This window comes from Spirosoma koreense, assembly GCF_054777875.1.
Map to the genome: position 1 here is coordinate 416,075 of NZ_BAAHAC010000022.1, position 17,470 is coordinate 433,544.

The window sequence follows — 17,470 nt, forward strand, 5'->3', positions numbered from 1 at the left end:
TACCTAACTTAATCCAGTTGGCTGTTGCAAAAGACTCTTTCCTTAACCAACTCCAATTCTCTTTACTGTTGGCCTTTGAAACATGATCACTCGAATTACTCCAGAACGAATTATTACCTTGGCTGAAAGTCAAATTTTTGTATTTGGGTCAAACCTATCAGGCAGACATGGCAAAGGTGCAGCCAAAATGGCTTTGAATTGGGGAGCTATCTATGGTCAAGCTGAAGGTTTACAAGGGCAAACCTACGCTATACCGACGAAAGATCGTTCGGTAAAACACTCGCTTTCCATTCAAGAGATAAAGCCATTTGTTAACAACTTCCTTGATTTCGCACGTACCAATTCTTCACTTCAGTTCTTAGTGACAGAAATTGGTTGTGGGTTAGCGGGCTTCACTCCCTTACAAATTGGGCCCTTATTTGAAGAAGGGGTTTACTTTGAAAATATCTGGCTTCCAGAGCGGTTTTGGCAAGTAATACAAAGTAAATAATATAAAGATGCCACGGCTGGCTTTTCTCAACAGCTACTAGAAATAGGTTAATCTCGCCAATTCAGGTTGACGGATTTACAGGTTGGGCACACCGTATTGCCTTCTGACAATGTATCATAATCGCATCGATGACACTTGTCTTGATGAGAAGTTAGGTGCATGAGTACCGCTTTAGCCTGAGCATGACTTAATTTAGAGGATTCTAGTAGGAAGTTGACGGCAGCTAAGCTTTTTCCCTCTCGATGAAGCCTTATCAGGCTGGCTTGCTGCTTACTATCTAATTCTGGTATGGAAATTTCATAGCCACATCGGTCACAGTGTAGTCCATTCATTTTTGTGGTTAGGTAATGCAGCTAAAAAAGCAACTTTCTATTCTCTACCCCAGTTGCACAGGTGGATTATCATACTTTTAACCGGTTTTGCCGGTAGAAACGGTAATAACCCTTTACCTAAAATCCCCTTTTTGGCTATTTTATCCACACGGCTTGCGGATAGTCTGTGGATATGTTGGAAAGGGGTGTATAGGGAGCTTTTCTGCTGCCAGCTCGTATAGCACGGTTTGGGTTAATTAAATACATTTATTCCCCTTCGCTCTACCAGTTTTCTAAGTTTATCAACTAGTCTATTTCTATGTCTTTTGCCGGTTTTGCCGGGTAGTCATATAGCCGTTTTTGGAATTACGTTTTCTGGTTGGTGATACGACATTAATAATTTTAACCTAGCGTGGTTGACTAAAGGATTAGCACTCTATTGAGAATGTAAGAGCCGATGGCTTTATTTTTTGTGTATATACGTCTTATTGCCGTGGCTATTGTAATAATAGACACCACCTCGCGGCCCGACGTTGAGTGTAGCTCCGGTTGTTGGTGTATTGATCCGCCTTTGGTGATACTCTTCACCGTCAGGATGGTAAGTCCGGCCAGTGTATTCAGTAGCGACAAAAGGACTTCTGGCTTTCGAGAAGTAATAGATAAAATGAACCGGTAAGTATCCTTGTTTGCCATTATGCCATACCTTCCAGTAACTATAGTTATGCTGCTTTATCTTTACTATCGTATTAGCTGGTAAGGACAATACTGTATCAGCAACAGCATACATGTCACTTAATAACTGAGTCCTATAGCTAACCTGACCATACCACTCAATTTTATCCTGTTCAGCCCAGTACTGTTTCGTATCTGCTTCTACTTGTTTAGTCTGCTCATCTTCTACTTTCTGTTTTTGCCTGGCAACATAGGCTACTGCTGGAATAACTGGTTCTTGCTTTGGGTCCACTTTTGTTTTAGACAAAAAGCTGGCTCTGGCAAATGGCGAGTAAAACCCATATCCTTTATATTCGATAGGAGTGAATCCGCCCATATGGACCGTTTCCTTTCCCGTGGCTGAGATCGTATCTCTTTTTTGGATTGTTAGAATAGGACTACCCGAAAACGAAGGAAATTCGTAGACCTCAATTGGCTCATCTGCTAAGTAGTAGAATCGATTTAATTGAGCCGCACGATGGCAGCCGACCAGTAAGATCATAGATAATAAGCAAGCTGAAAGTATGGTATAAGCCCTCATGGCGCTATTGATTTCACCACAAAGTACACTACTGAGCTTACGTTATTTTGCTGATTTACTAAGCGGTAATATATAAGGTTTACTCGCTAATACGGTAGGAGTATTAGAGCAAACGATATACAACTAGGTGGGAGGAAATACTATGAGTGAAGTAAAGATTTCATATTTGGATGTTATTGTCTAAAACGATCGGTTGTAACTCCATTTATATTAGAATAGTACAAAAACATCACTCATTGTAAGTGCTTGGCTATCAAGGTCTTTTCGTTGGTACATGCCCCGTAACCAATATTATATATAATATTGGTTACGGGGCATGTGGGAAAATATATCGAAACTTAGAAGATTACAATTTCACTGTAGGATCATAAGCCAAATTTGTCTTCTAAAAGCAATAAGTATGTATTCTTAAAGTGGTGTTTATAACTTACTACTACAACAAGACAAGCAAGCCATATTATATCTCACCATCTGTCGTTTTTCTAAGCAAGAAGCAATCTGTTGATAATCAATCAGTTGTACGTATACGTCGTCTTTTCAAGCAAGTAAAAACTATCCCCAATAAGGGATGTATTCTGCAAATTTAACAGATTGATTGTCAGGGTCTTTAGGCTTTATTCTTCCCTGAGTGAGTGCATCTCTAATAACACGGGAAACCTGAGAACGTTGCCTCTCGCTTAGTTTGAAACGTTCCCTCAAGGATGTGTTAGTCAGGCCGCTACTAGAAAAATAGCGTATTATACTGTGCTGATAACAAGCTTCTATTCTCTCTGTAGGAGTCATATCTGCAAAGCTTCTGGGACTATACATAATTACGCGAAACGAAGTAGAGGTCTCTTCAAATCTAAGAGGTGGCAAGCCATACAACTCAATGGAAGCGACAGTTTTCGCCATACCAGAACCTCGTTCTTCACAGATATTATAACGGCGGAAAGCAGAAGCCAAAATTTCATTTCTTGACTCAGGGGTCGTGCCTATAAGTCGGTCTATTTTCTTTGAAGGTAAAAGACGTCCTGGGTTTGAGAATTCGATCCGGTCATCAAAAATCTCAATCATTGGGTTGACGCCACGAACTGAAAAATCTTGATGGATTAAGGCATTCGCAGTCAATTCGCGCAAAGCAATCTCAGGGTACACAGAAGTTTCTGCTCTAAAGGCATTCTTAATGATTTCACTGCCGGGCAGGAGAGCCTTCATAAAGGTAATCAAAGCCTCAAAGGCAATTGCATAGCCTTTGCGTCCAGGATATTCCCTAACTGTTTCAATCTTATTTAATCCTTTATACCGGATAAGCCTAATAGTTTTTCGAGCTAGGCCGTCAAATTGATTTAAATCAAAGGCAGCCGCTAGTGCACCAAAATTGGTGATATAATAGCCAGCTCCATCGACCGCTTCGATCATCTTCTCGTCAACCATCCACTTCAAAACGCCCTCCTGTGTGGTAGGAACCGTTTTGTTATCTAGTAAAGCAAATACTGTTCTGTAGTCAATTAAATCCAAGACTTCGTTTCCGGATTTTACTTTAGTAGCGTGATTCTCTTCAAATCGGGGTGTTTTACTATTGAGCATCAAGCTGCCAACTTCAGGGCGAGATGCTTCACGAGTACTACCTCCGCTTCGTATGAAGGTGTTTTCTATTGTTTGCCCACGTTTATGGACTGGTTTAGTCGGACTCTCTTTAACATATACAAAAAGTAATGGTACGCCATCATATGACTCAATAGCATAGTCAATATGAATTGGTGGATCAAGTGCATCACGCCCCAAATTAGTTAGTTTTTGTACTATTTGTTGAGCATTTTCTCTAGTCACGCCAACCAGTTTGGCTGCCTTGTCTTCGATGCCAAATACTAAAAACCCACCAGCTGGTAAGTTGGCTAACGCTGACAAATGCTGAATAAGACGTTCTTTATCAGGCGATAACATTTCTTTCCAATCTAGTTCATTGATTTCCTGTGGTACGGGTTTAAGGCTATGATCCAGTAAAGCTAGAGCTCTTGTAATCCAATCTTTAACCATGGTTATTTTTTCAGGCAAGTAAAAATACTCTGACAATCAAATAGTTATACTGGATGTTTGTTTTCTAGGCAAGTAAAAATTGTCCTGTCATTGGACCATTCAATGACTAAATTTCATCTAGGACAAATGAAAACCTTTACTGTTACTTCTGAGGTACTCATTCGCTCAAGGTCATTAATCAATCCAGCTTTGTTACGTATATGATCACCTTTGTCATAAATGAATATAACCAATATTTTACATTCTGGGTGTCCTCGGTATCGACCAATATCAATCAATAGTTGTGCTCCAACTTCCCTGTCCGCAAGATGATCGTTAGTCATCTTGATCTCAATAACTATTTGCGCGTCTTTGAGAACAAAATCAGTTCTAGAGTTAGCACCTGCATAGCTTGGTGAATAATCCTCTGTTCGAATATCATCAAAGTGAATTAGTAATAGACTATGAAGTAAATCTTGAACATCGTACTCGTCCTTAATTATTAATGTTTCTCTATTACTATGTCGATGTCTTAGGCTTTGAGCTACTTTGTGAAACCTTGAAAAGAGTAATGCTAACTGCTCTATACCTTGGCTTTGTAAATCAACATCTGCTTTCTCTATTAATCCCTCAGCTTCATCAATAAGAGGCAACTTGCCTTGAATTAACTTTAAACGAGAAAGCTTAATAGATAAATTACTACGTACTTTGCCTGCCATTTCATTTAAAGTTGGCTGAGGGGCAGTGCCAAATGAAATTCGGCTGATCGTCATAGGCTGGTAGGTGTAATCTTTAAAAAAATTGGTTATCTGACCTATTAAAGGCTCGCTTAATAAACTCAGCATTATAGTCATTCCAAGACGTATACTCTTGCGAGGCTTTAGCAAGGTCATCCCTATTGTTGATCTGTTTTTCGATTATCCTTTCCCCAATCAGGATTCGATCACCTAACTCCGCTTCGAACTGGTCCTTCCGCTTAACTAGAAAGTCTGGCGTGTTATCAACAGGAGATTGAGACACTCTTCTTTTCGACATACAAGCAAGAGTAATAGAGAAAATTTAAAAGCAACTGTATGCAAATAAAAAAGCCACTCACAAGTTTTAACTCGTAAGTGGCTCATTATCAGGCTCCCGAAGCTGGGCTCGAACCAGCGACCCTCTGATTAACAGTCAGATGCTCTAACCGACTGAGCTATTCGGGAATCGTGGGGCAAAAGTAGGGCTAATCACGATATCACGCAAGTATTGTGCCCGAAAAAATATTGCCTGACTGACGCACTCCGCCTAAGCTGATGACTATCAGATGAAACGAGGGTAAATTTTATCGGAAAGCGTCGGGACGATGATCAGGTACGTTCTGGAGAATCAACTCCTTGATCCGCCGGGCGTCGCTTTTAGAAAAATTACGAATGACGATCTCCGGGCGCGCACGTGGTATCACGTGAATCGTCGCAAAGAACATACCATTGTCAATCTCAACGCCTGAGATATCGGAGTAAAAGACGAAATTATCGGTGCCACCGATCAGTTTCCGGGCCCGGAAAGTAACCCCTTTGTCGTTGAATTCAACCTCGTCAGGATTGAGTGGATCTTTAAAACTGCTGCTACGGAATTTTTCTGCCATGATTTCTGGACCGGGATTTACAGGATTTGACGGATCGACTATGGTTTCTGCTTTCGTCGAAAGCGATGTACAAAATCAGGGTCGGTCAGTTCAATCACATAAATCCCGGTTATTTTTTAGGGATGTAAATTACTTTCTTCGTCTCAAAAAAGGGCTCCTCGAAGTAGTCGGAGAGCTCATAAACCCGATAACGGTCAGGTACTTCTGCCAACTCTTCGGTCAGGTCGCCCCCTTTGAGATACAAAACACCGTTCGGCCGGTCGTTGTTGCCTGACTTATGAATTTTGTAGCGAACCCAGCCTAGAAAGGGCTTTAAACGGGTAACGGCCCGACTGACGACAAAATCGTAGGTGGTGTTCAACTGCTCCACCCGCATCTGTTCCGCCTTGACGTTCTTCAGCGCCAGCGCATCGGCTACTTCCTGCACGACTTTTATCTTCTTCCCAATGCTGTCGACGAGGTGAAAATCGACCATAGGAAAGAGAATCGCCAGGGGGATACCCGGAAAACCGCCCCCCGTACCCACGTCCAGAATCTCAGTACCCGGTTTAAACTGCACGATTTTGGCGATACCCAGCGAATGTAAGATGTGCTTTTCGTAGAGGGCATCGATATCCTGCCGCGAAATAACGTTGATCCTGGCATTCCAGTCGCGGTAGAGCCCGTCCAGGGCAGCAAATTGCTCCTTCTGTTCGCTGGTAAGGGCTGGAAAATATTTCAGTAACAGATCGATAGTCATGGATCGAAAATGAGTCGGCGAATATAATACGGCGAAGGCAACTAACGACTTCCGCTGGCACTCCTGAATCGGCACTCCGTGTTTATGGGTAAAGTCTAGCGCCAGTAAATCCGTTTGTCGGGTCTGGTCAGGAGCGTTTTCGCGCCCGCTAGTCCGTAATATATGGCCAGTACCAAGTCGACAAAAGGAATGATCGCCCAGTGGACGGTATGGCTTAGCCGGTAGCTGATACGGCCGACTATTCCCCAGAAGGCGAATAGTCGCGCCAGAAAAGCACCGGTTCCAATCCGCAAAAGTAACCATTCATGGGCGGTAAAGGAATGATCGCCTGCTACAAGGCAGCCGGCGTATAGGGCCAGCAGCCAGCTTAGCACCTGTGATCCGGTCAGTAGGCCCAGCCGAAGCTTGTGGCCAGGTTTGTAGTAGTTACCCACGTTCAGGTGGCGTCGTTTCTGTAAGCGCCAATCGGCCCACGTTTCCTTGGGTATCGACCAGGTGAAGGTTGACGGAGCCAGGCAGACGGTCGTGTTGCGTTTGGTCGCCACTTCGTTCAGGAACAGGTCATCATCACCACCGACTACGTTGATATGCGAATAAAACCCCCGGTTGGCAAAAAATAGCGACGTCCGGTAGGCCAGGTTTCGCCCCACGCCCATGTATGGTTTGCCGGCCAGGGCCAGCGAAAAATACTGTATAGCCGTGAACAGGGTTTCGGACCGGATCAACAGATTTAACAGGCCGGGACGGCTTTGGTAGGGCGAAAACCCCAGCACGATTTCTTTTTCAGGATTTTGCAATGGAGCAACCATCCCCGTCAGCCAGTCGCTGGAAGCAGGCCGACAATCGGCGTCGGTGAGCAGCACCGTAGCATAACGGGCCTTTTTGAACGCAATGGTCAACGCATATTTTTTGGGGGTTATGTGTTCGTGTTCTTTGTCGATCCGAATAAACCGGATGTGTTCGAGGATAGATGTTTCCCGTTCCAGAAAAAAACGGGTGCCGTCGGTCGAGCGATCATCCATGACCAATACTTCGAAATCGGGATAGTGCTGGGCATCGAGCAGAGGCAGTAACTGGCGGAGGTTTTCGTGCTCGTTTCGAGCGCACACCACCACCGTAATCCCCGGCTGGGCATCGCGACTGGTTACCGCTGATTGACGGAAGAAAGCGGTTCGGGAATATATGAAAAGGATAAAAATAAGCTGAATCCCGACAAACAGCAGCCAGGCTGCCAGCAGAATGATAATCACGAAACAGAAGGAGGTAAGCTCATTAAATCGATGGTTTGCGCACAAAGATAATCGTTCGCTACCAGTCATTCGTCGTTTGCCGGGAGCGGAGTAGATCGATCAACTTTGCCGGTGGATAACCTAGGCTACCGACTATCGACTAATTTTGCAGGATGACATTTTCAATTACGGCCCACGATCCTGGGTCGAAAGCCCGGACGGGTACTCTGACAACAGATCATGGATCGATTCAGACACCTATTTTTATGCCGGTCGGCACGGCTGGCACCGTAAAAGCCGTTCATCAGCGGGAACTGGAATCCGATATCAACGCCGAGATTATTCTGGGGAACACCTATCATTTATACCTGCGACCCGGCCTGAATGTCTTGCAGCAAGCCGGTGGACTGCATGCGTTTAACGGCTGGCGACGCCCGATCCTGACCGATTCGGGCGGGTATCAGGTGTATTCGCTGTCGAATACCCGTAAGATCAAGGAAGAAGGAGTTACTTTCAAGTCACACATCGATGGGTCGAAGCATACCTTTACGCCCGAAGGGGTCATGGATATTCAGCGAACCATCGGGGCCGATATCATCATGGCTTTCGATGAATGTACGCCCTACCCCTGTGAGTACGGATACGCCCGTCAGTCGATGGAAATGACCCACCGCTGGCTCGATCGCTGCATTGGCCGTTTCGACGAAACTGAAGGTCACTACGGCTATCGGCAAACCCTGTTCCCGATTGTGCAGGGCAGTACGTACGCAGATTTGCGTCGTCAGTCGGCCGAGGTGATTGCGAGTAAAGAACGGGAAGGCAATGCCATCGGTGGCCTGGCGGTAGGCGAACCTGCCGAAGACATGTATACGACCATCGAGCTTGTGAATAGCATCCTGCCCGTCGACAAACCGCGTTACCTGATGGGCGTTGGTACGCCAGCCAACATTCTGGAAGCCATTGCCCTGGGCGTCGATATGTTCGACTGCGTAATGCCTACGCGCAACGCCCGGCATGGGTTGCTGTTTACGACCGAAGGTATCATAAATATCAAAAACGAAAAGTGGAGTCAGGATTTTAGCCCCATCGATGCCGGGTTGGGTGGATATGCCAGCACGTTTTACTCAAAAGCGTATCTGCGGCATTTATTTAAATCCGAAGAGTTACTTGGAGCCCAGATTGCCAGTCTACATAATCTGACCTTCTATTTGTGGCTCGTCCGCCAGGCACGGGTCCATATCGCCGACGGCGACTTTGGCCTCTGGAAAAATCAAAACGTCGGGCGGTTCATGCAACGATTGTAGTCGATCAGGTCCATTATTCAGGTATTATAAGTCTCCTAAATAGATTTTTAGGAGACTTTTTTGCTTTCTCTCCGTCTTATTCCTATCCGGGAAAAGTAAGTAGAAAATAAATTATTCGTTTGCTGTGGCGTTGATGCATGAGCTGTCTGGTCGTTGGGTGACGATCGGTTTATTGATCATCGGTTCGTTAGGTACCCCGCTGGCGCAGTCGGTGGCGACCCTGACGGATGAGCAGCTTCAGCAATTTGTGCATCAGGCTCAGGCAAATGGTATGACGGTAAACCAGATGGAAACGATGGCGCAGGTACGGGGCTTTTCGACGGCCGACATCGATCGGATGCGTCAGCGGATTGCGGCCCTGCAACCGGCTGCAAAACCAACTCCTCAGCCCGAAACGAGCGTGGTGCGTGAACAGCCGGCCACACCGGCTCCGCCCACCGCACCAATTCCAACACCGAGCCCGGTTTTTGGTGCGTCGTTATTTGCCAATGCCAGCTTATCGTTTGAACCCAATTTGCGCATTCCGACTCCCCGGAATTATATCCTTGGGCCAGATGATGAACTTATCGTCGATGTTTACGGCCATGCGCAGCAAACCTATCGCCCTAAAGTAAGTCCGGAAGGAAGCATCCGCCTTGAGAACCTGGGCCCGATCTACGTGAACGGGTTGACCATCGAGCAGGCCGAGCAGCGCATTGTGGGTCGGTTGCGAACGCTTTATCTGGGCCTTAACACGGCCAACAGTGGGCTGCATGCCCAGGTAACGCTGGGTAGCGTGCGGAGTATCAAGGTTACACTACTGGGGCAGGTGGTCCGGCCGGGCACCTATACGCTGTCGTCGCTGGCTACGGTTTTCAATGCGTTGTACGCGGCCGGTGGCCCTTCGCCCGAGCGGGGTTCGTTTCGTGATATCCGGGTTTACCGGGCTAACCGACTCATCCGCACCCTCGATATCTACGACTTTCTGCTGCGGGCCGACCAGAAAGACAATCTTCGCTTGCTCGATCAGGACATTATTTTCGTCGATCACTACCACACGCGCGTCGAACTGGCCGGTGAGGTAAAACAGCCGGGTTTGTACGAAATGCGGTCGGGAGAAACCCTCCACCAGGTGCTGGCTTTCGCGGGTGGTTTTACGGATCGGGCCTACACAGCCGCCATCAATCTGCGTCGGAACACACCGACGGAGCACCAACTGCTCACGATCGGAGCCGCTGACGTAAGTCGGTTTGTCCCGCAGGCTGGCGACTACTACGGGGTCGGCTCGATCCTGGATCGAATAAAAAACCGGGTAAGTATCAGTGGGGCCGTCTTTCGGCCGGGCGATTATGCACTGACGAGCGGGTTGACCATTCGGCAGGTGATTCAGCAGGCAGAAGGGGTGCGTGAAGATGCGTTTCTGAACCGGGCCACGCTCCGCCGGCTGCGGGAAAACCTGGACCCGGAAATTATATCCATCGATCTGGGCAAGGTGATCCGGGGCGAAGCGGCCGACATACCCCTGCAGCGGGAAGACCAGCTACACATCGGTACGGTTCATGAACTGCGTCAGAAACGTACGGTCTCCGTTCTGGGCGAAGTGAACAAAAGCGGTACGTTCGACTTTGCCGATAGCATGACCGTGGCGAACCTGATCGTGCTGGCCGGTGGATTTACCGACGCGGCCATTTCGTCGCGGATGGACATTGCCCGGCGCGTCAAAGACGATACCAGCGATTTGAGTCCGAACCAGACTATCAGGCTGTTTACCGTTACGATCGACGAGCATCTCCGGCTCAGTCCGGCCGACGCCAAGCTGAAACTACACCCTTTCGATCAGGTTTTCGTGCGTGCGTCGACTCGGTATGGAGCCCAGAAAGCGGCCAGCATTGCGGGCGAAGTCGCCTATGCCGGTACCTATGCGATTGGGGCGTCTACCGACCGGATCACCGATCTCATTCGGCGGGCGGGTGGGCTGAAACCCGACGCGTATCTATCCTCCGCCCGGTTTATGCGCCGGGGTGAAGTGGTTTCGCTCGATCTAAAAAAAATCCTGCAGGAACCGACCGTAACCAGCAATCTGCTTCTGGAAGATGGCGATGTGCTGACCTTACCGCGTCGGCCGGATGTGGTCCGGATTCGGGGCGAAGTGCTGAACCCAGCCGCGGTAAACTACGATCCGGCCAAATCGTTTCGCGACTACGTGGACGAAGCGGGCGGATTTACGCGCAAGGCCCTCCGGCGAAGCGTGTATGTGGTGGCGGCCAATGGGAAAATCAGGCCAACGCACGCTTTCCTGGGTATTCGGTCTTATCCGAAACCGGAGCGGGGAGCCGAGATCGTCGTACCGGCCCGGTTACCGAAGGAGCCCAGCCATGTGTCGTCGGCCGAACGGGCGGCCTGGATTACGGTCATTGCTTCGGGCGTTGCTGTATTACTGACGGCTTTGCGCCTGTTTACTAATTAAATCATAGTGTCAGAAGAAATGATAGCCCAGACCGATCCGTCGTTTTCGTTGAACCGCCGGTTGCTGCCGCCCGCCGACGTATGGCTACGGCTGGTCTGGCAACACCGTGCGCGGGTGTTGCTGATTGGGACTGTTTTTTCTGCATTCGGGGTGCTGATTGCTTTTCTGATCAAGCCCGAGTTTCGGTCCGAGGCCCGGATTATGCCCGAAATGAGTAACGGATCGGGGGATATGTTCAAACGGCTGGCCTCAGTAGCGGGCTTTGCCGGGCTGGATTTTGCCGAAGCCGACGACATCGACGCGGTTCGTCCTGATCTATACCCCAACGTATTACAAAGTACGCCTTTCGTGCTGTCTCTGATCGATCACCCGATCGTAACGACCGATGGGCAGCAAACCACTATCGGGCGGTTTCTATTGCCGGAGGAAAGTGACTGGTCCTGGAAACGATGGTTGACTAAACGAGCCGATCCTGCCCGGCCATTACCTCAAAAACCGGCCGGGCTTGTGCGGCTGACAACCCGCCAGCAGGAATTGACCGAAGAAATCAGCGAGCGGGTCAGCGCCAGGCTCGATACTCGGTCCGGCATCATTACCATTACGGCCAATATGCCCGATGCGAATCTGGCTGCGGCCGTGGCCCAACTTGCCATGGACTACCTGACGCAGTACGTTACCAGCTATCGAACCGGAAAAGCCCGGCAGGATTTACGGTTTTATTTCAGTCGGCTGACCGAAGCTCGCCAACGGTATCAGTCGGCGCAACTAAAGTTGTTTCGGTATAACGATCAGCATAACCATTATGTCGTGCAGGCTGCTACCATGGAGAAACAGCGGATAGAAGCCGAGTTAAGCATTGCTCAGACAGTGTATATGGAGCTGTCGCGGCAGTTTGAACAGGTCCGCCTGAAAGTGCAGGAACGAACCCCGGTTTTCAAAGTACTCGAACCGGCCCGTATCCCGCTCAGACGTGCGTCGCCCAGACGAACATTCATCGTCCTGCTTTCGGCCGGCCTGGGCCTGGCATTCGGAATTTTATCCACGCTGGTCCGGCCAGCAGACATTGTCAGTAGCTTGCGGACGATCCTGCAGCAAGAACCGCTTCGTCGGCCGCAGCCGGCGGCCGATCACCCGCTAACCCAACACCCATTATGACTTTGGTGAATGACCTTCAACAGAAAAAAAAGCAGATCGCCGTGGTTGGCTTAGGCTACGTCGGTTTACCAATTGCGCTTGCCTTTGCGGGCCAGTTCCGGGTGATCGGTTACGACATTGATCCGGACCGGATTGCCCGGCTGCAACGGGCCGAAGATCCGTCCCGCTCGACCCCCGCCGACGCTTTCGCCGGCGCCGATATTACGTTTACGGCGAATCCAGACGATCTGAAACAGGCCCATTTCTTCGTGGTAGCCGTGCCGACACCCGTCGACGATTACAAAGTGCCGGACCTGAAACCCCTGCAGCAGGCTTCTGCAGTGATTGGACGGGCGCTCAAACCCGGCGATTACGTCGTGTATGAGTCTACCGTTTATCCGGGTTGTACGGAAGAAGATTGTCTGCCGATTCTGGAGCGAAATTCGGGATTGATGCTGGGGAAAGATTTTAAACTGGGGTATTCGCCCGAGCGGATTAACCCCGGCGATAAAGTCCGGACGCTGACCGACATTCTGAAAGTGGTGTCGGGTAATGACGAGGAGGCCGCCGGAGCCATTGCGGAGGTGTACGGGCGGATCATTCGGGCGGGGGTCTATACCGCACCGACAATTAAAGTAGCCGAAGCCGCTAAAGTGATCGAAAACGTGCAGCGCGATCTGAATATCTCGCTCATGAATGAGCTGGCCATCATCTTCGATAAACTCGGGATCGATACCCAGGAAGTCATTCGGGCCGCTGCGACCAAGTGGAACTTCATGCCGTTTACTCCCGGCCTGGTAGGCGGCCATTGCATCGGCATCGATCCCTACTATCTGCTTTACAAAGCCCGGCAAGTGGGGTATGATCCACAGGTGATCAACTCAGGACGCCGGATCAACGACGGCATGCCCGCCTACATCGCCACCCGACTGGTACAGATGTTGCTCCGGCACGGGAAAAATCCGCGGCAGACCAAGGTGCTGGTCATGGGGCTGGCATTCAAGGAAAATATTGCCGATATCCGAAATTCGAAAGTTGCCGATCTGGTGTTTGAGCTGATGAAATATGCCATTCATGTGCACCTCGTCGATCCGCATGCTTCCCCAAACGAAGTGACGCACGAATACCGGCTGACGCTCATCGATAAACCGTCTGATCAATACGATGCGATTATCGTGGCCGTGGGGCACGACGCTTACCGGACCCTCGACGTGGCGTATTTTAAGTCGCTCATGAACGGAGCGCCTATCCTGCTGGATCTGAAGGGATTATACAACGTCGGGGAAGCCGACGGTATTGAATACTGGCGATTATAATCACGTAAACACAACATCTTATGCGAGTAGTTATTGTAGGAAGCAAGCTCTTCGATTCGCTGGAGTATCATCTGGAGGATTCGCTTCGGGCATTAGGCCATGTCGCCACTATTCTGGATGTGACGGACGTGGCTCCCGTTTCTCCGAAGATTACGTATTGGATGGCCCGGTTCAGTGAGTCGTATGACCGAACCGTAAGTCAGCGTTTGGCAAATAGGGTCGTTCAGTTCCATCCAGACCTGGTGCTGGTGGTGTACCGAAACCTCCACCCAACGCTGGTCGAGCGGATCAAAAAGCGCTTGCCGGATGTGGTCGTGGCGCAAATCAATCCGGATGCCCTCTCGAACCTGGAAAAGCAGCAGATCATTGCCGCCGACTTCGACCATTATTTTTCCAAAGACCCTTACATCGTCGATTGTCTGCGCGACAAAGCCGGACTCCAGGCGCATTATTTGCCTGAAGGGTTCAACCCGCGGGTGCATCAGAAACCGCCCGTCGAGAAATTCGTAGCCGAATGGCTGACCAACATCGACGTGCTGGTATTTGGGAGTCTGTATGCCTACCGGGCGCGCATGATCGAGCAGCTCATCCGGGCGCGGGTCCGGGTAGCCGTCTACGGAATCGAGGGGCCGTATTTGCGGCCGGTGGTTCGAGCGGCCTTTCAACCACAATACCTGGTCGGGTCGGCAAAAAGCCGGCTGCTGTACGGGGCTAAGGTCGTCTTCAATAATTTTCATTACGCGGAGATTAGCTCCGTGAATCAGAAATACTTCGAAATCAATGGCGTCGGGGCGTTTCAGCTCTGTGACTACAAACCGACCATTCAGGAATACACGGGCGTACCGGCCGAGCAGGTAACTTACCGCACCATGAACGAAGCCATCGACAAGATCCGGTACTACCTGGCTCATGCCAGCGAGCGGCATGAACTGGCCGACCAGCAACAGCATCATTTTCAGCAGCACCACACCTTTGATCACCGGGTCGCGGAGTTACTCCAGATTGTCACCCACCAGTCGGCACCCGTTCATGTCAAACCGGGCCCCTAAACGAAGGTCGATTGCGTTACCCAGTCCGTCGCTGCTGGTGCTGACCAGCGGACAGGCCGTTTCGGCGCTGGCAGGCCTGGTCTATGGCAAACTAACGGCGCTGTACATCCGGCCCGATGTATGGGGTGCCTATAGCCTGCTGTTTGCCGGCCTGACGCTGTTTCAGGGCCTCTGCCTGGCCCCGACGGTTCAGGCCTTCAAAGTGGCCCTGACGCAGTTTCCGCACCGACAGACAATTCGCTTTTATGGATGGCTGCTCATGGTTATCTACGGTGTGGGCGCACCCTTGTTGGGGCTGGCTGCTGCCTTTTGTTGTCCGAATACCTACGTTGGCCTGATCTGGCTGGCGACCATTGGGCAGGGGGTTTGCCAACTGGGCTGGAGTTACCTCAATGCGACTGGACGGCATAAGCATTATGCCTTAATGCAGATGGGTTACGCCCTGGGTACGGTAGCAGGATTTGTCGGGATTGTTCTGGTCCTGGCCGATCATAGCATTACCGGCCTTTGGCTGGCAGCAGCCTCAACGAACATTGGATTCGCTTTTTTAAGTACCTGGTACCTGTCTCGCAAATGTAAAGAGGAGACTTATGAGCCAACGGCCAATGCTGATTTCAGCGCGTTATGGCGCACTTATCACCAGTACATGTATCCGCTGATCAGCCTAGCGTTTTGGGGATGGCTCATCAACTACGCCGACCGGTACCTGATTCGCCTGTTTATGACGGAAACCGACGTTGGTCAGTACGCCATGGCCTATAGCCTGGGGGCTAAACTGGTCCTGCTGGTCGGTCCTGTGTTAGCCTTCCTGTCGCCGAAGGTGTTGCGTCTGCGCGCTACCGGCCAGCCCGCCGAACAGGCAAACGCGCTGATACGACCTTACCTGATTCGATATGGTTGGCTGGCCGGTATAGGGTGTTTGACGTTCTTTATCGGGCATCGGGAAATTAGCCGACTTCTTCTGTCAGACCGCTATGCACCTGCTTTTCTGGTGGGCCCGATCGTGGCCACCGGCTATCTGTTTCTGACGAGTGTTCACCTGCTCGAACTGAAATGGTACACGTTCGGGCAGACGCGGTTTGTGCTGGGGCACCACCTGCTGGGGACGTTACTGAATATCGGGCTGAACCTGCTGCTGATTCCCCAACTAGGTATTCTGGGGGCCGCCCTGGCAACGTTACTGGGCTTTGCCGGGCAATTTCTGCTGGCCCTGTACCTGTTTTCGTTCACGCCTTCATCGAACCCATGAAACGACGGCTGATAAGCTTTCTGGTTTTCCTGGGCAGTCTGCCACTGCCTGATAGCACGATCCTGGAAGCGGCTGCGGTAGCCTTATCCGCTTATGCTTTTCTGACGTTTATTCACCGCATTGGCGATCGGATCGCCCTGCCCGAATGCATCGGCTGCATTGCTGCCCTGGAAATTTTACTCGTTCCGGCTATCACGTATTGGGTCTTTCCGGCTTCTATGCCCATTGGGTCGGCCAATTATTTTCGGTATGCATTGCCGGCATTCGTCGCTTTCTACATCGGTCTGAACTGGGTCGATACGAATCGCCTGACCCCGGCGCATCGGCTGTATTTTCAACGAGTTCGAAGCTACCTGAAACACCGGACGGAAGCTGGCAACGTGTTGTTTCTGATTGGCTTAGGTGGCTTCGGAATGAAAATGATTCTACCCGATGCGCCTACATTTCTGACGACGTTGCCCTCGCACTGCCTGTTCGTGAGTGTATTTTATGCTGTTTATTCCCGAAGTCGCTCCAGGCTGCTAATCGTGCATGGAGCTATCGGTGTTTTATTGACCTACACCGTTCGGGCGGGCATGTTCGGCGATTTATTCTTCTGGCTCATGCTCATGACCATTTTCGGGACAGCCAGCCTACCTAACCCATTGACGACCCGACTCAAAACAGGCTTTGTGCTGGCGGCTTTTGTGTTATTACTGCTAATACAGTCTGTGAAAGGCGAATATCGCTACAACACCTGGGGCTATTATCGGGGTGAGCGGAGTGGCAATGCCGCCCTGATGGGTGATCTGATCGTCGACCGGCTTCGGAACCCGGAAAAACTTTTCAGTGCCGACCATTTTTTTCTATCGTTCGTACGCTTCAACCAGGGAATCATGATTGGCAGTGCCATGACGAAAGTACCCACGCACGAAGCCTTTGCCAGGGGCGAGGTGTTGTTATCATTCGTTTATCCGTTCGTTCCCCGGTTTATCTGGCCCGGAAAGCCGCAAACGGGCGGTTATGCGAACATTCACCGATTTACGTCTCTGCCGCAGTCGGAAAATACCAGCATGAATATTTCGCCCCTGGGCGAAGGGTACGTAAACTTTGGATATGGCGGAATCGTATTCGCCGGTTTTTATGGGTGGTTGCTGGGCCGCATTTTTCGGTACGTGCTTTGGGTTTCGGCCCGTCGGCCGTCGGTGGTGCTATGGTTACCAGTGCTGTACCTGGGGTGTCTAACTATGGAAACAGACATCCTGTCTACCTGGGGGAGCCTGGTGAATAACGCCCTGTTTATGATCCTGCTCTACGGGGTGCTCCGGCGTGTCGGAATCCAGTTATGAG

14 protein-coding genes and 1 tRNA gene are annotated in these 17,470 nt (G+C 50.1%); 8 read left to right on the forward strand and 7 right to left on the reverse strand.

All coding sequences use genetic code 11. The features are described from left to right. The first annotated feature begins 82 nt into the window (after positions 1 to 82). On the forward strand, positions 83 to 490 hold the full coding sequence (locus ACYVC2_RS15160) for an A1S_2505 family phage non-structural protein (protein WP_461103289.1): 408 nt from the start codon (positions 83 to 85) through the stop codon (positions 488 to 490). Between the two features lie 774 nt (positions 491 to 1,264). Here the strand turns inward: ACYVC2_RS15160 and ACYVC2_RS15165 are convergent. The 7 genes from ACYVC2_RS15165 to ACYVC2_RS15195 form a co-directional block, all read right to left on the reverse strand. After that, positions 1,265 to 2,014, reverse strand: a complete 750-nt coding sequence (locus ACYVC2_RS15165) for a hypothetical protein (RefSeq protein ID WP_461103290.1) — start codon at positions 2,012 to 2,014, stop codon at positions 1,265 to 1,267. Between the two features lie 591 nt (positions 2,015 to 2,605). After that, a complete protein-coding gene (locus ACYVC2_RS15170; protein WP_461103291.1) occupies positions 2,606 to 4,072 on the reverse strand; it encodes an ATP-binding protein in 1,467 nt (488 codons plus the stop codon). Positions 4,073 to 4,185: 113 nt separating this feature from the next. Further along, positions 4,186 to 4,905: a PD-(D/E)XK nuclease domain-containing protein gene (locus tag ACYVC2_RS15175; RefSeq protein ID WP_461103292.1), complete on the reverse strand. Its 720-nt coding sequence runs from the start codon at positions 4,903 to 4,905 to the stop codon at positions 4,186 to 4,188. 274 nt (positions 4,906 to 5,179) lie between these two features. Continuing rightward, positions 5,180 to 5,253 (reverse strand) — tRNA-Asn (locus ACYVC2_RS15180). Positions 5,254 to 5,372: 119 nt separating this feature from the next. Continuing rightward, on the reverse strand, positions 5,373 to 5,675 hold the full coding sequence (locus ACYVC2_RS15185) for a hypothetical protein (protein WP_461103293.1): 303 nt from the start codon (positions 5,673 to 5,675) through the stop codon (positions 5,373 to 5,375). Between the two features lie 109 nt (positions 5,676 to 5,784). Next, positions 5,785 to 6,414 carry a 16S rRNA (guanine(527)-N(7))-methyltransferase RsmG gene (gene rsmG, locus ACYVC2_RS15190; protein ID WP_461103294.1) on the reverse strand — a complete coding sequence of 210 codons (630 nt, stop codon included), beginning with the start codon at positions 6,412 to 6,414 and terminating at the stop codon, positions 5,785 to 5,787. Between the two features lie 95 nt (positions 6,415 to 6,509). Next, positions 6,510 to 7,664, reverse strand: a complete 1,155-nt coding sequence (locus ACYVC2_RS15195; RefSeq protein WP_461103295.1) for a glycosyltransferase — start codon at positions 7,662 to 7,664, stop codon at positions 6,510 to 6,512. Positions 7,665 to 7,816: 152 nt separating this feature from the next. Here ACYVC2_RS15195 and tgt point away from each other — a divergent pair, with 152 nt between their 5' ends. The 7 genes from tgt (at position 7,817) to ACYVC2_RS15230 (ending at position 17,469) form a co-directional block, all read left to right on the forward strand. Further along, positions 7,817 to 8,947 (forward strand): tRNA guanosine(34) transglycosylase Tgt, encoded by a 1,131-nt coding sequence (gene tgt, locus ACYVC2_RS15200; protein ID WP_461103296.1) that lies wholly within the window; start codon positions 7,817 to 7,819, stop codon positions 8,945 to 8,947. A gap of 133 nt (positions 8,948 to 9,080) precedes the next feature. Beyond that, complete coding sequence (locus ACYVC2_RS15205) at positions 9,081 to 11,393, forward strand: SLBB domain-containing protein (RefSeq protein ID WP_461103297.1); 2,313 nt, start codon at positions 9,081 to 9,083, stop codon at positions 11,391 to 11,393. 18 nt (positions 11,394 to 11,411) lie between these two features. After that, the gene (locus tag ACYVC2_RS15210) at positions 11,412 to 12,548 is read left to right on the forward strand and encodes a lipopolysaccharide biosynthesis protein (RefSeq protein ID WP_461103298.1); all 1,137 of its coding nucleotides are present in this window, start codon (positions 11,412 to 11,414) and stop codon (positions 12,546 to 12,548) included. After that, the gene (locus ACYVC2_RS15215) at positions 12,545 to 13,843 is read left to right on the forward strand and encodes a nucleotide sugar dehydrogenase (RefSeq protein ID WP_461103299.1); all 1,299 of its coding nucleotides are present in this window, start codon (positions 12,545 to 12,547) and stop codon (positions 13,841 to 13,843) included. The genes ACYVC2_RS15210 and ACYVC2_RS15215 overlap by 4 nt, the downstream gene beginning before the upstream one ends. A gap of 20 nt (positions 13,844 to 13,863) precedes the next feature. After that, positions 13,864 to 14,892 carry a CgeB family protein gene (locus tag ACYVC2_RS15220; protein WP_461103300.1) on the forward strand — a complete coding sequence of 343 codons (1,029 nt, stop codon included), beginning with the start codon at positions 13,864 to 13,866 and terminating at the stop codon, positions 14,890 to 14,892. Continuing rightward, on the forward strand, positions 14,873 to 16,141 hold the full coding sequence (locus tag ACYVC2_RS15225) for a lipopolysaccharide biosynthesis protein (protein WP_461103301.1): 1,269 nt from the start codon (positions 14,873 to 14,875) through the stop codon (positions 16,139 to 16,141). The genes ACYVC2_RS15220 and ACYVC2_RS15225 overlap by 20 nt, the downstream gene beginning before the upstream one ends. Further along, entirely contained in the window at positions 16,138 to 17,469 is a 1,332-nt protein-coding gene (locus ACYVC2_RS15230) for a hypothetical protein (RefSeq protein WP_461103302.1), read from the forward strand. Before ACYVC2_RS15225 ends, ACYVC2_RS15230 begins: the two co-directional genes overlap by 4 nt. Position 17,470: the final 1 nt, after the last annotated feature.

Excerpts from the sequence above, each read along its gene's own strand:
- ACYVC2_RS15185 (WP_461103293.1), bottom strand. The coding sequence starts at position 5,675 with ATGGCAGAAAAATTCCGTAGCAGCAGTTTTAAAGATCCACTCAATCCT.
- ACYVC2_RS15205 (WP_461103297.1), top strand. The coding sequence starts at position 9,081 with ATGCATGAGCTGTCTGGTCGTTGGGTGACGATCGGTTTATTGATCATC.
- ACYVC2_RS15160 (WP_461103289.1), top strand. The coding sequence starts at position 83 with ATGATCACTCGAATTACTCCAGAACGAATTATTACCTTGGCTGAAAGT.
- ACYVC2_RS15215 (WP_461103299.1), top strand. The coding sequence starts at position 12,545 with ATGACTTTGGTGAATGACCTTCAACAGAAAAAAAAGCAGATCGCCGTG.
- ACYVC2_RS15175 (WP_461103292.1), bottom strand. The coding sequence starts at position 4,905 with ATGACTATAATGCTGAGTTTATTAAGCGAGCCTTTAATAGGTCAGATA.
- rsmG (WP_461103294.1), bottom strand. The coding sequence starts at position 6,414 with ATGACTATCGATCTGTTACTGAAATATTTTCCAGCCCTTACCAGCGAA.
- ACYVC2_RS15230 (WP_461103302.1), top strand. The coding sequence starts at position 16,138 with ATGAAACGACGGCTGATAAGCTTTCTGGTTTTCCTGGGCAGTCTGCCA.
- ACYVC2_RS15210 (WP_461103298.1), top strand. The coding sequence starts at position 11,412 with ATGATAGCCCAGACCGATCCGTCGTTTTCGTTGAACCGCCGGTTGCTG.
- ACYVC2_RS15170 (WP_461103291.1), bottom strand. The coding sequence starts at position 4,072 with ATGGTTAAAGATTGGATTACAAGAGCTCTAGCTTTACTGGATCATAGC.
- ACYVC2_RS15165 (WP_461103290.1), bottom strand. The coding sequence starts at position 2,014 with ATGATCTTACTGGTCGGCTGCCATCGTGCGGCTCAATTAAATCGATTC.
- ACYVC2_RS15220 (WP_461103300.1), top strand. The coding sequence starts at position 13,864 with ATGCGAGTAGTTATTGTAGGAAGCAAGCTCTTCGATTCGCTGGAGTAT.
- ACYVC2_RS15225 (WP_461103301.1), top strand. The coding sequence starts at position 14,873 with ATGTCAAACCGGGCCCCTAAACGAAGGTCGATTGCGTTACCCAGTCCG.
- tgt (WP_461103296.1), top strand. The coding sequence starts at position 7,817 with ATGACATTTTCAATTACGGCCCACGATCCTGGGTCGAAAGCCCGGACG.